General features: G+C 73.0%; 10 protein-coding genes. 3 read left to right on the top strand and 7 right to left on the bottom strand.

All coding sequences use genetic code 11. The features are described 5' to 3' along the window. The 4 genes from ACN6LD_RS21935 to ACN6LD_RS21920 all read right to left on the bottom strand — a co-directional run bounded on the left by ACN6LD_RS21935 (position 1) and on the right by ACN6LD_RS21920 (position 6,219). Entirely contained in the window at positions 1-1,473 is a 1,473-nt protein-coding gene (locus ACN6LD_RS21935) for an MFS transporter (RefSeq protein ID WP_445044057.1), read from the bottom strand. Positions 1,474-1,540: 67 nt separating this feature from the next. Continuing rightward, complete coding sequence (gene pdxR, locus ACN6LD_RS21930; protein WP_445044056.1) at positions 1,541-2,908, bottom strand: MocR-like pyridoxine biosynthesis transcription factor PdxR; 1,368 nt, start codon at positions 2,906-2,908, stop codon at positions 1,541-1,543. 167 nt (positions 2,909-3,075) lie between these two features. After that, positions 3,076-4,569: an aminopeptidase P family protein gene (locus ACN6LD_RS21925; RefSeq protein ID WP_319188311.1), complete on the bottom strand. Its 1,494-nt coding sequence runs from the start codon at positions 4,567-4,569 to the stop codon at positions 3,076-3,078. Between the two features lie 93 nt (positions 4,570-4,662). Next, entirely contained in the window at positions 4,663-6,219 is a 1,557-nt protein-coding gene (locus tag ACN6LD_RS21920) for a PP2C family protein-serine/threonine phosphatase (protein WP_445044069.1), read from the bottom strand. A 523-nt stretch (positions 6,220-6,742) separates the two neighbouring features. Between ACN6LD_RS21920 and ACN6LD_RS21915 the strand changes: the two genes are divergently transcribed. Then, a complete protein-coding gene (locus ACN6LD_RS21915) occupies positions 6,743-7,408 on the top strand; it encodes a bifunctional DNA primase/polymerase (protein ID WP_319188309.1) in 666 nt (221 codons plus the stop codon). Between the two features lie 56 nt (positions 7,409-7,464). Further along, a complete protein-coding gene (locus tag ACN6LD_RS21910; RefSeq protein WP_319188307.1) occupies positions 7,465-8,172 on the top strand; it encodes a hypothetical protein in 708 nt (235 codons plus the stop codon). 277 nt (positions 8,173-8,449) lie between these two features. Here ACN6LD_RS21910 and ACN6LD_RS21905 read toward each other — a convergent pair whose 3' ends face one another. The 3 genes from ACN6LD_RS21905 to ACN6LD_RS21895 all read right to left on the bottom strand — a co-directional run bounded on the left by ACN6LD_RS21905 (position 8,450) and on the right by ACN6LD_RS21895 (position 11,519). Continuing rightward, positions 8,450-9,415: a DUF5926 family protein gene (locus tag ACN6LD_RS21905; protein WP_445044055.1), complete on the bottom strand. Its 966-nt coding sequence runs from the start codon at positions 9,413-9,415 to the stop codon at positions 8,450-8,452. Positions 9,416-9,793: 378 nt separating this feature from the next. Then, positions 9,794-10,432, bottom strand: coding sequence for an ATP-binding protein (locus ACN6LD_RS21900; RefSeq protein WP_057576457.1), 639 nt, complete (start codon positions 10,430-10,432; stop codon positions 9,794-9,796). Between the two features lie 250 nt (positions 10,433-10,682). Continuing rightward, positions 10,683-11,519 carry a glycerophosphodiester phosphodiesterase gene (locus ACN6LD_RS21895; protein WP_319198406.1) on the bottom strand — a complete coding sequence of 279 codons (837 nt, stop codon included), beginning with the start codon at positions 11,517-11,519 and terminating at the stop codon, positions 10,683-10,685. Between the two features lie 246 nt (positions 11,520-11,765). Between ACN6LD_RS21895 and ACN6LD_RS21890 the strand changes: the two genes are divergently transcribed. Then, positions 11,766-13,475, top strand: a complete 1,710-nt coding sequence (locus ACN6LD_RS21890) for a S1C family serine protease (RefSeq protein ID WP_445044054.1) — start codon at positions 11,766-11,768, stop codon at positions 13,473-13,475. Positions 13,476-13,487: the final 12 nt, after the last annotated feature.

Here is a 13,487-nt window from a genome sequence, read left to right as displayed (position 1 = left end):
TCAGGCCGTCGCCGAAGCCGTCGCCGTCACCGCGGCCGTCACCGCGGCCGTCGCCGAGGCAGTTGGCTCCGGCGCCCCCTCGGCCGCCCCCTCCGCCGGCGCCCCCTCGGCCGGTGCCGACTCCGCCGCCCCGGCCGTCTCCGTGCACCGTCCTGCGGCGTCCCGTCCAGCCGCCGCCCTTCGCGCCGCCGGGCCCATGGCGTACGACGCCGCCACCATGGCCGCGCCCAGCAGCAGCCAGCCCGGCGTACCCCACTCGACCAGCAGCCAGGTCAGGACCAGCGGGCCGAGGGTGCGGGCCACGGTGACGCCGGTGCCGAACAGGCCCTGGTACTCGCCGACCCGGTCGGCCGGGGCCAGGTCGAAGGAGAGCTGCCAGGAACCCGCGGACTGCCCCATCTCCGCCGCCACCTGCAGCACCGACCCCAGCACGAGGACGCCCGCCGCCACCCACGGGGACGCCCCCGCGGACAGGGCGAACACCGCGCAGGCGGCGCACATCACCCAGCCCGCGCGGCGCACCGCGCGCGTGGCGCTCTCCAGCCCGGTCACCCCGCGCGCCGCCCGTACCTGGAACACCGTCACCGCGGCCGTGTTGAGGACGAAGAGCGCGGAGACCAGCCAGGCGGGCGCCCCGGTCCGCTCGGTGATCCACAGCGGCAGCACGAGGCTCAGCAGCGGCATCCGCAGCAGCAGCACGGTGTTGAGGAGCGCCACCAGCGCATAGGGCCGGTCGCGGAGCACACCCAGCCCGCTCTTGCTCCCGCTCCCGCTCCCGCTCTTGCTCCCGCTCCCGCTCCCGCTCTTGCTCCCGCTCCCGCTCCCGCTCCCGCTCGGGCGGAGCGCCCGGGGCGCCACCCGGGGCAGTGAGGCGAGCAGCAGCGCGCACACCAGGAAGCTCACCGCGTCGACGGCGAACACACCGAGGTAGGCCGCCCGGGTGCCGGCGTGCAGCGCGAGGCCGCCGAGCCCCGCGCCCACGGCCAGACCCGCGTTCAGCGTCGCCTGGAGGCGCGCCAGCAGCCCCGTCCGCTCAACTGCCGGCACCAGCCCGGCCAGGAGGGCCTGCCGGGCCGCCGCCAGCCCCGACTGGGCGGCCGCGTAGCCGCACGCCACGAGGACGAACGGCACGAACCCGCGCACGAGGGTGAAGGAGGCGACGGCCAGTCCCGTCGCCAGCGCCAGCAGCACCGCGGTCCCCCGCGCCCCGTGCCGGTCGGCCAGTCGGCCCAGGGGCACCCCGGCCAGCGAGCCGACCGCCCACCCGAGGGTGAGACCGAGCCCCACGCGCGCGGGGGCGAGACCGATCATCTGCGTGAAGTACAGGGCGGACGTCGTGTAGTACGCCCCGTCCCCCACCGAGTTGCTCAGTTGGGCGAGTGCGAGCAGGCGCTGTGGTCCGGTCCGTTGGGGGCCGGCCGACCGGCGGCTGGTCCGGTGAGGGCGGGTCCGCTGGGAGCGAGTCTTCGGCATACCCATGACGCTAGAACCCGGTTGGGCCTCTCGGCAGCACCAATAGAGGTCCGGAAAATTGGTCCAATCACTCCCCGTCCAGCACCTTGGCCAGCACGTCCAGCGCCTGCGGATACAGCCGCTCCCGGGGGGTCCCGTACCCGACGACCAGCCCTTGCGCGGGTCCGGCTCCGGGTGTGTGCCAGTGATCGCCGAGACGGCCCACCGCCAGCCCTTCGGCCTCCGCCCGCGCGATCGTCGCCTCCTCGTCGCCGACGTCCACCAGCGCGTGCAGTCCGGCCGCGATCCCGCGTACGCCCCGGCGCCTTCCCAGCCGTTCCAGCAGCAGGTCCCGGCGGCGCCGGTAGCGCAGCCGGGACGCGCGGACGTGCCGGTCGTAGGCGTGACTGTCGATCAGCTCGGTGAGCGCCAGCTGGCCGATCGACTCGGTGTGATGGTCGCTGTGCAGTTTGGCGTCCGCGACCGCGTCGACCAGCTGCGGCGGCAGCACCATCCAGCCGAGTCGCAGCGCGGGCCCGAGGGTCTTGGAGGCGGTGCCCAGATAGGCGACCTGTCCCGGCGCCATCCCCTGGAGCGCGCCCACCGGCTGCCGGTCGTAGCGGAACTCGCCGTCGTAGTCGTCCTCGACGATCAGCGCGTCGCACGCGCGTGCCCACTCGGTCAGGGCGCGCCGCCGCCCCGGCGCCAGCGTCACGCCGGTGGGGTACTGGTGGGCGGGCGTGACGACCACGGCCCGCGCGTCGCCCAGGCCGGCGACGCACACCCCCTGCTCGTCGACCGGCGTCGGCGTCACCGTCCCGCCGTTGCGCCTGACGACCTCGCGGTGGAACGGCAGCCCCGGGTCCTCCATCGCGACCCGGCCGCCGTCCAGCACGCGCGTGAGGAGCGCGAGGCCCTGCACGTACCCGGACGTGACCACGATCCGCTCGGGCGGCGCGATGACGCCCCGCGCCCGCCCCAGGTACTCCGAGAGCGCGGTGCGCAGCTCGATGCGGCCGCGCGGGTCGCCGTAGTCGTATGCGAGCGAGGGCGCCGTCGCGATGGCTCGGCGCAGCGCGCGCAGCCAGGCCGCCGCCGGGAACGTCCCGACGTCGGGGCTGCCGGGACGCAGATCGAAGCGCGGCTCACGCGCGCGTGTGGCCGCGCCCAGCGGGTCGGCCACGGCGGACGGCAGGACGGCGACCCGGGTACCCGAGCCCTGCCGCGCCGTCAGATAGCCCTCGGCGACCAGTTGGTCGTAGGCGGCCTTCACGGTGTTGCGGGAGATGCCGGTCTCGGCCGCGAGCCGCCGGGTGGCCGGCAGCCGGCTGCCGGGCGCCAGCCGTCCCTCTCGCACGGCGTCCCGCAGCGCCCGTTCCAGACCGCTCCGCCGGCCCTCGCCGCTGTCGGGCTCGAGATGCAGATCGACGCCGACCCCGGACCAGAAATCGTTCACCAAGTCCCCCCTGGACATGAAACCCCCGGACGGTGCGGTCGCCCGGCCCTGGGCAGGCCGGCCCGGAAAGGCCCGGCCCCGGAATGGCCGGACACGGGAAAGGCCGGACACGGGAAAGGCCGGGCACTCACCAGTACCCGGCCCCGTACCCGGCCGTCGCCCGACCGTCAGCCCTTCAGCGAAGCCATCCAGGCCTCGACCTCGTCGGAGCGGCGCGGCAGGCCGTCCGACAGGTTCCGGTTGCCGTCCTGCGTGACGAGGATGTCGTCCTCGATCCGGACGCCGATCCCCCGGTACTCCTCCGGCACCGTCAGGTCGTCGGCCTGGAAGTACAGACCGGGCTCGACCGTGAGCACCATGCCGGGCTCCAGCGTGCCGTCGACGTACGACTCCACGCGCGCGGCGGCGCAGTCGTGGACGTCCATGCCGAGCATGTGGCCGGTGCCGTGCAGCGTCCAGCGACGCTGCAGACCGAGCTCGAGAACGCGCTCCACCGGGCCCTCGACCAGGCCCCATTCGACGAGCTTCGCGGTGAGCACGCGCTGCGCGGCGTCGTGGAAGTCGCGGTACTTGGCGCCCGGCCGGACGGCCTCGATGCCGGCCTCCTGGGCCTCGTACACGGCGTCGTAGATCTGCTTCTGGATCTCGGTGAAGCGGCCGTCGACGGGCAGCGTGCGCGTGACGTCGGCGGTGTAGTACGTGTGCGTCTCCACGCCCGCGTCGAGCAGCAGCAGGTCGCCGGAGCGGACCGGGCCGTCGTTGCGCACCCAGTGCAGGGTGCAGGCGTGCGGGCCGGCCGCGGCGATGGTGCCGTAGCCGACGTCGTTGCCCTCCACACGCGCGCGGAGGAAGAACGTGCCCTCGATGTAGCGCTCGCTCGTGGCCCGGGCGGTGTCGAGGACCTTCACGACGTCCTCGAAGCCGCGGACCGTGGAGTCGACGGCCTTCTGCAGTTCGCCGATCTCGAAGTCGTCCTTGACCAGACGGGCCTCGGAGAGGAAGACGCGCAGCTCCTCGTCGCGTTCGGCGGTGACCTTGTCGGTCAGCGCCGCCTCGACGCCCGCGTCGTGACCGCGCACGACGCGCACCGGACCGGTGGCCTCGCGCAGCCGGTCGGCCAGCTCGCGCACGTCGGAGGCCGGGATGCCGTACAGCTTCTCGGCCTCGGTGAGCGAGTGCCGCCGGCCGACCCACAGCTCGCCGTGGCCGGACAGCCAGAACTCGCCGTTCTCGCGGTCGGAACGCGGCAGCAGGTAGATCGTGGCCGTGTGGCCGCCGTCGACCGGCTCCAGCACCAGGACGCCGTCCTCGGTCTGGTTGCCGGTGAGGTACGCGTACTCGACGGAGGCCCGGAAGGCGTACTCGGTGTCGTTGGAGCGGGTCTTCAGGTTGCCCGCCGGGATCACCAGTCGCTCGCCCGGGAAACGCGCGGAGAGGGCGGCGCGGCGGGCGGCGGTCTCGTCGGCCTGGGGAATCGGCTCCAGGTCGCGCAGCTCGGTGTCCGCCCAGCCGGACTTCATGCTCTCGGCCAGCTCGTCGGAGACGCCCGGGTACAGGCCGTTCTTCCGCTGCTTGACGGGCTCCTCGGGCTCAGTCTCCGGGCCCGCTGCGGTGGCAGCGTCATCCGGCACAGCCGGGGTGGGCTCGTCAGCCATGGTCATCCTCCTAGATACGGCACTGGACCCCCTCCATCGTACGGTCGTACGGAAGGGGGCCCAGGCCCGAATGACCTCTTACCTGCTGTCGTCGCGGCCCTACTCGAAACGGGCCGCCAGCAGCACCACGTCCTCGTCGCTGTCCTGCTCGTACAGGCCGTCCGGCAGCATCGTGCGCAGCACGTGGTCGGCGACCGCCCCGGGGTCCTGACGCAGTGGCTTCGGCACCCCGGCGGCGGCCGCGTGCAGCCGGGCGAAGGCACGGTCGGCGGGGTCGCCGGTGCGGTGCAGCAGCCCGTCGGTGTAGAGCAGAACCGTCTCGCCCGGTTCGGCCTCCAGCTCGACGCTGGGCGCCTCCCAGCAGGCCAGCATGCCCAGCGGCGCGGAGACGGAGGTCTCCACGAACTCCGTGCGGCGCTCCCCGACCAGCAGCGGCGGGCAGTGCCCCGCGCCGGCCAGGGTGATCTTGCGCAGGGCGGGTTCGCAGTAGGCGAACAGCGCGGTGGCGGACCGTGCGGGCTCGGTCAGCCGCAGCAGCAGCTCCAGATCGGACAGGACGGCGACGGGGTCCTCGCCCTCCATCACCGCGTACGCCCGCAGGGAGGCGCGCAGCCGGCCCATCGCGGCGACGGCGCTCGGCCCGGACCCGGTGACGGACCCGACGGCCAGCCCCAGCGCGGCGTCCGGCAGCGGCAGCGCGTCGTACCAGTCGCCGCCCCCGCGCGGACCGGTGCGGTGCCGGGCGGCGAGCTGGACGCCGGGCACGCGCGGCAGCCGGGACGGCAGCAGCTCCTCGGACATGGTCTTCATGCACGCGCGTGTGCGCTCGAGTTCCACCAGCCGCGCCAGGTGCTCGGCGGCGTACCGGACGTACAGGCCGATCAGGTGGCGCTGGCGTTCGCCCGGCTCGGCGGGCTCGTCGTAGAGCCACACGGCCGCGCCGAGTCTGCCCGACGCGCCGTCCGGCTCCAGCGGCAGCGCGTAGCTGGCGGCGTAGCCGAGCCGGGCGGCCACCTCGCGATGACGGGGGTCCAGGCCGTCGCCGGAGAGCAGGTCGGGCTCGGTGATCTCGCCTTCGCCGCCGGGCAGCCCGTCGAGGATGCGGCCGTAGGACAGGGCGCTGCGCGGGACGGTCTCGATATGGCCGAGGTCGGCACGGCCGAGGCCCAGTCCGATGGTGGTGTCGGGGCCCAGCCGGTCGGCCGGTTCGAGGACGACGAGGCCGCGGCGGGCGCCCACGAGGGCGGCTCCGGCGTGCAGCAGTTCCTGGAGGGCGTCCTGCAACACGACCGTGCGGGCCAGGCGTTCGGTGAGCTCGTGCAGTGTGGTGAGGTCCGAGACCCAGCCGGCCAGCCGGTCCGTCAGCAGGGCTCCGGGGCCCGACATGCCGGGCGGGCCGGACGACGGATCTGCGGAGACGGAGGCGGCCGCGGGGACGGCGGAGACGCCCGGGACGGCGGGCGCGGGCGGGACAGTGTGTGCGGGCGAGGGAACCGTGGGATCGATTCCGGCCACTTTCGGAGGGTGAGGGGCGTTCATGGCGTCCGGCTCTCGGACCGGAGCGTATTGCTCAAAAGCATCGCAAACCCCCATGTCATTCTGCGCCGCTAGCGGTGTCTCCACATGTACACGCACTCGTGAGGGGATGTCCAGCATTGTCCTGCCGAGGTCGCTGGTGTCCACGGGGTCTTTGGGAGAATCGCGCACGGTTCTTCCGGCTCCCTTGCGAAATTGCAAGATTGGCTTAAAACTGCCTCGGGTAACGGTTGATTGCGGTCGACTGGCCTTGTTCCACGGAGCGTCACAGCGGTCGTGATGGGTACGTACTCGGTAAGGGCCAGGGGTCGTCGGAAGCTCGTGGGGAGCCTCCGGAACCTGGTGACCGCACCGGGCGTCATAGCCATCGACGACCGTGCCCCATCCTCCCGCGGCGGAGGCGAAGAGAAATACGTGCGACGTTAAACGCCAGACTTCGCCACCCCACGCCACGCCCAGCATTTAGATGGACGCGAGTCGGACCGAGTGGCTGCGCGAGCAGTCACCGCTCGACCCTGAGGGGTTCCCCTTGTCCAGGACAGGGGTGTGATGCGCCAAAAGGTACGCACAGTGAAGTGATCGACACATGGTGTGATGTGGCCCACGGTGTTGCCAGCGGTGCAACGGAAAGGAACGAGCGCTCATGCGCGAGATCCTCGGAAAGCGACGCAGGCTCCTGTCCCAGTCCGGCGACGCGGGACCTGAGTTGATCGACTCGGCACTGACGTTCGCGACGGACTGGCAGTGGCCCGTCCTCCCGGGCGCGGCGGCCGACCAGCGGAGCACGTCCCGCTGCACCTGCCCCGACCCGGAGTGCACGGTCCCCGGTGCTCACCCCTTCGACCCCGGCCTCCTCGCCGCCACCTGCGACGCGCGCATGGTGCGCTGGTGGTGGGGCAACCGGCCGGCCGCACCGATCATCCTGGCCACCGGGGGCATCGCCCCCTGTGCGGTCAGCCTCCCCGCCCTCGCGGCGTCGCGCGCGCTCGTGGCGCTCGACGAGCAGGGCATGCGCCTCGGGCCGGTCGTCGCCTCGCCCACGCGCTGGTCCATCCTCGTCCGGCCGTACTCGATGGAGCAGCTGGGTGAGCTGCTCTACGCCAAGGACTTCGTGCCGGGCTCCCTGCGCTTCCACGGCGAGGGCGGTTACCTCGCCCTGCCCCCGTCGGCGACGGGGAGCGGGGACATCCGCTGGGAGCGGGCTCCCCTGCCCGGCTCGGCCTCGCCCTGGGTGCCCGACGTCGAGGCCGTGGTGGACGCCGTGGTGGACGCCCTCACTCGTACGGGTGTGAGCGCCCCCGAGTTGTAGGGGTGTCGGGCGCGCGCCGGCCGGGACGTCGGCGTTCGCCCTCTATCTTCCGCTACATGAACCTTCGTCTGCTCGCCCTGGGGGGCGTCGTGGCCTGCGCGATCGCTCTGCCTCTGGCCATGGCGTCCGCGGGGCCGGCCGGCGAGGACGGACAGGCGTCCGGCCGGGCCGATGTGCACCCGCGCGGCGAGCGCTCGTCCGACGCGGCCGGCGAGCGGGCTGCCGACGCGGCGGACCGCCGCACGGGCGCCGCCGGAGCAGCGGGCGATCCGCGTGCGGCCGAAGGGGCCGAAACTGCTGAGGGGGCCGAAGGGCGCGCGACCGACGGCAACGCCGGGCGCGGCGACGACGGTGCCGACCCCAAGGACCCTTCCGCCGCGTCCTCCAGGTCGCCGCTGCTGCTGGGGCTCGGCCTGGCCACCGCGGCCCGCTGCGGCCCCGAACTGACCTCCCCCGACGGAGTGGAGGCGCAGACCTGTGTGCTCTCCCAGGGCGAGGACACCTGGGCGCGCACCTACTACCGCAACGCCACAGGGCGCGCTCTGGACGCCTTCCTGAGCCTCATGGGCCCCGCGGGCCGCACCGTGCAGACGAAGTGCACGGTGGCCGCCGAGGACGAGCCGGAGTCCTGTGAGACGCCGCACGAGCCGAGCCGCGGCAAGGCGGCCGCGTACACGGCTGTCACGGAATTCGCCGAAGCGATCGGAGACGGTCCGCTGCTGTTGCGCTCGGGCAGCAACTTCCCCTCGGACACGGGCAGTTGACGTGCGGTGTCGGCGGGTGAGCGAGGCCGGAAACAGAAGAACCCGGTTGCTGGCGACGGGGGATGCACCAGCAACCGGGCTACTCGAACGGTAACAAGAGATCGGCGCTACGCAAATTCGATCTCTTGTTTTCATCGGCTTTCCGGACACCCGCGAATCGGCGCTTCGGGCACCGACTCGCCTTGTTCCGGGGGCAGTTGTGAGCGGGCTCACGCCGGCCGGCGCCGTCCGGGCCGCTGACCGGCCGGTCAGTGCGGCCCTTTCCCTCACCTGTGCGTCAGCTGAGCGTCACCTGTCGGTTGGTCAGGCCGCCACGCGCGCGTCGCTCGTCGGCGCTGAGGGGCTCGTCCGAGGCCAGCGCCTCGGCGAGGCGCTCGGCGAACTCGGCGGCCGGCTTCTCCACGTCGTCCGCGGTGACCGCGCTCGGCAGGTCCCAGACGGGCACCAGCACGCCGTGCGCCCTAAACGAGCCCACCAGACGCGTGCCCTCGCCGAGGCCGGAGCGGCCCGCCGCGTGCAGCCGCGCGAGCGCGTCCAGAAGCCGCTCCTCCGGGTGCTGCATGACCCAGCGCAGGTGGTTCTTGTCCGGTGTCTCGCACCAGTAGGCGGCGTCGACGCCGGTCAGCTTGACGGTCGGGATCGCCGCGGCGTTGGCGCGCTCCAGGGAGGCGGCCACCTCCGGCGCGGCGTTCTCCGGGTCCGGGACCCAGAACTCGAAGCCACTGTGCACAACTGGCTCGAACGCGCCTTCGGCGTCGAGCAGATCCTGCATCCGCGGACCGTCCGCCGGGGCGCGGCGCGCCTGCACCGGAGTGCCCGGGTCCGCCTCCAGCGCCCGCTGCAGGGTGTCCGCCAGGTCACGGCTGAGGTCGCCCGACGACGTGTCGTTCTGCAGACCGAGCAGCACCGAGCCGTCGTCGCGACGCAGGGCGGGCCAGGCCATCGGCAGGACGGTGGCGAGCGTGACGGACGGGACGCCCTCGGGCAGACCGCCCTTCAGCGTCAGCTCCACCGTGGCGGCCGGCACCAGCTCGCGCAGCGACACCCAGTCGCACTCGCCCGGCAGGCCCTCGAAGGGGCGCTGCACCAGCTCGGTCACCGCGTGCGCGGCGGCCCGGCCGTGGCAGGCCTTGTAGCGGCGGCCGCTGCCGCACGGGCAGGGCTCCCGCGCGCCGACGACCGGGATGTCCGCGTCGGTGGGCTGCGGCCGCTTGGCCGTCGTCTGGGGTCGCTTCTTGGCCATCTGGGTGTCTCCCGGTTACGGCTCGTCTGGTACGGCGGGAGCCTAGCCGTTCGCACGCTCCGTCACGGGAACCTGTGGACAACGCGGCAGTCGTGCGCGACGCCCCGCGCGGCGATCCGGGCCCGCGCGGCGACCGGATCCCCGCGGCGCTGACCCCTGCGTCCCGGTGCCCCGCATCCCCGGATCCCCGCGTTGCTGACCCCTGCGTCCCGGTGCCCCGCATCCCCGGTTCTCCGCGTCCCGGCCCACGTCCGGGCCCGCATCCGTGTCCGGGCCTGCATGCGCGTCCGGGCCCGAGCCCGCATCCGCGTTCGGGCCCAGACCCGTGTCCAGACCCGTGTCCGGGCCCGTGTCCGGGTGTTCCGATTCTTCGCGTCCCTAGTCCAGGTCGTCGAAGGCGTCGGTGAAGTCGAGGCCGGGGATCGAGGCCACCGACGGGGCGGCGACCCGGCTCGCGAAGTCGTCGCGTCGACAGCCGGCGTCCGGGTCGTACACGTCCGCGTGGACGACGGCCCACACCGTCACCTCGCCGCGGGCGTCGTCCCGCACGCCCCAGTCGTCGGACAGCGCCGTGATGATGTTGAGCCCGCGGCCGCCGTGGGCCGTGACGGAGGGGGTGGCCGGGGCCGGGCGGGTCGGGCCGCCGCCGTCGGTCACCTCGACCACCAGCCGGCCACCCGGATCGACCCGCCACGCGGCCCGGACGTCGCCGTCCCCTGCCAGGTCGTCGCCCAGCGGTCTGCCGTGCTTGCAGGCATTGCTCAGGAGCTCGGAAAGGATCAGTACGGCGTCGTCGATGACCGACTCCGACACCCCGCCCCTGCGCAGCTGATCACGCATGCGGTGTCTCGCGTTTCCCACGCCCGCAGGGCCATGGGATACGGCCATGCTCGACGACGCGGGCACCTCCTGTGCCACCACCAACGCCACCCCCGAGACCTCCTTCGCCCCACGCCACGGAGTGGATGCCCCATTGGCCTGTACCGGAAACCGGCCAATGCAGGTCCGGCGACGCATTCGGAACGGCCGAACACGCAGCGAACGCGCCGGAGCACTCCCTGTGAGCGCCTGTTCAGTGCGTGGCTGAATTTGGACGGTATGGCTGGAACGGAGGATGCTGCAGGCGCGCGGTGTGGTCAAGAGGTGTGGATGGGGCTTGTGGGACTTCTGTGACTTTCTCCGAACGCACTTCGGCTCGTCCTGCGGGGAGGGGCGGGGGTGAGGAGGGCGCGAGCCGGCGAAGCGCCGTGGCCCGCGGCCTCCCGGATCAGCGGCCCAGCCGTCCGAGCACCGCGCGCGGGCGGTTGGTGATGATCGCGTCGACGCCCAGTTCGACGCACAGGTCGACGTCGCCGGGCTCGTTCACCGTCCACACGTGCACCTGGTGTCCGGCCTTTTTCAGCCGCTGGACGTAGGAGGGATGGCTGCGCACGATCCGCATCGACGGGCCGGCGATCCCGACGCCCGCGGGCAGCCGTCCGTCGCGCAGCCGGGGCGAGACGAACTGCATCAGGTACACGGTCGGCATCGTGGGAGCGGCGGCGCGCACCCGGTGCAGCGAGCGGGCCGAGAAGCTCATGATCCGCACCGGGGACTCGGCCGCCGAGGCCGGCGCGTCCAGGCCGAACGTCTTCAGCAGCGCCAGCAGGCGCTCCTCCACCTGTCCGGCCCAGCGCGTCGGATGCTTGGTCTCGATGGCCAGTTCCACCCGGCGTCCCGCGTCGGAGACGAGCTCCAGCAGCCGCTCCAGAGTGAGGACGGAGGTCTCCTCGCGGTCCTCCGGCCGGACCTCCCAGTCCGGGTCCTCCTCCCGTGCCTGCCAGGCCTCGCGGGCCTCCTTCGTCTTCCAGGAGCCGAAGTCCAGCGCCGCGAGGTCGGCGAGTTCCAGGGCGGAGACCGCGCCGCGGCCGTTCGACGTACGGTTGACGCGACGGTCGTGCACGCAGACGAGATGGCCGTCCGCGGTCAGCCGTACGTCGCACTCGAGGGCGTCCGCGCCGTCCTCGATCGCCTTCTTGTACGCGGCCAGGGTGTGCTCGGGGGCCTCCTCGGAAGCGCCTCGGTGAGCGACGACTTGAATGTGGTGCTGCCGTGCGTGAGTCACCGCGTCATCGTGCCACCGGCACGCAGTCGTCTGAGAACCCTCTGAGATGTTTCGAAGATGCGCGTTTATTGTGCGTAATACCCCTTATAAAGAATGGTCAGGGACCCACAGCCACCGCTTATGGTGCTCTGACGGCCCGTGGGAAAAGCTGAGACGTACACCAGGAACACCTGTACTGCTTCAGCGCGCGACGAACGTGACCTGAGTACGACCGACGACAACAGCCGTGGATCGAGGAGAAGAGCTGTGAACACCGAGAACGAGGGCAAGAACGAGGGCACCCAGGTTCCCCCGGCCCCGTCCGCACCCCCCGTGCCGGTGGATTCTCCCTCGGCCTCCGCGCAGCAGACCGCGCCGGACGCGGGCGCGCCCACCACCGAGCTCCCGGCGACGTCCGCACAGGCGCCGGGAGCGCCCGCCCACGCGGCGGGCGCTCCCGAGGCCGGCTGGCCGCCGCCCACCGCGCCGCAGGGCGCACCGGCGTCGACGGACGGCGACTGGCCGCCGCCGGCCCCGTCGCAGGCGCCCCCGGCGCCGCACACGGCCACGGTCCCGCCCGCCGTCGCTCCGCCCGCCTCTCCGGCCGCCCCCGAGGGCGACTGGCCCGGCGGCCCGGCCCCCGCTCCGGTCACGCCGGTGTACGCCGACGCGGGCACGCACGCGTACGGCGACGGCGGTGCCGGCACGCACGCGTACGGCGACGGCGTTGCCGGCACGCACGCGTACGGCGACGGCGTTGCCGGCACGCACGCGTACGGCGACAACGGCTCCGCGGCCGCCGGTGGCGCCGGTGGGACTGCCTGGGGAGCGTCCTACCAGCAGCCTGCGCCGAAGTCCGGCCGGGGCCGTGGCGGGCTCGTCGCCGCGATCCTGGTCGCCGCGCTGGTCGCGGGCGGCCTGGGCGGCGGCCTCGGCTACACGCTGGCCAAGAACGACGACGACACCGGCTCGACCACCGTCTCCTCCTCCACCAACGGCGGCGAGGTCAAGCGCGACCCGGGCACCGTCGCCGGGGTCGCGGCCAAGGCCCTGCCCAGCACGGTGACCATCCAGGCCGAGTCCAGCAGCGGCGAGGGCGGCACCGGCACGGGCTTCGTGTTCGACACCCAGGGCCACATCGTCACCAACAACCACGTCGTCGCCGAGGCGGTCGACGGCGGCAAGGTGACGGCCACCTTCCCGAACGGCAAGAAGTACAACGCCGAGGTCGTGGGCCACGCCCAGGGCTACGACGTCGCCGTCATCAAGCTCAAGAACGCCCCCTCGGACCTGAAGCCGCTCACCCTCGGCGACTCCGACAAGGTGGCGGTCGGCGACTCGACGATCGCGATCGGCGCGCCCTTCGGCCTGTCCAACACGGTCACCACGGGCATCATCAGCGCGAAGAACCGTCCGGTGGCCTCCAGCGACAGCACCGGCAGCTCGGCCTCGTACATGAGCGCCCTGCAGACGGACGCCTCCATCAACCCGGGCAACTCGGGCGGCCCGCTGCTGGACGCCTCGGGCAACGTCATCGGCATCAACTCCGCGATCCAGTCCACCGGCGGCGGCGGTCTGGGCGGCACCACCCAGTCCGGCTCGATCGGCCTCGGCTTCGCGATCCCGATCAACCAGGCCAGGTACGTCGCCCAGCAGCTGATCAAGACGGGTGAGCCCGTCTACGCCAAGATCGGGGCGTCGGTCTCCCTGCAGGACTCCTCGGGCGGCGCGAAGATCACGGACACGGCCGAGGGCGGTGCGTCCGCGGTCGAGGCGGGCGGTCCGGCGGCCAAGGCCGGCCTGAAGCCCGGCGACGTCATCACCAAGCTCGACGACATGGTGATCGACAGCGGTCCGACCCTCATCGGCGAGATCTGGACCCACCAGCCCGGCGACAAGGTCACGATCACCTACGAGCGGGGCGGCAAGTCCCACACCGTCGACCTGACCCTCGGTTCCCGCAAGGGCGACAACTGATCGTCGCGGACG

Source organism: Streptomyces sp. SAS_272 (assembly GCF_052543235.1).
This window is presented reverse-complemented; position numbering and strand designations above follow the sequence as displayed.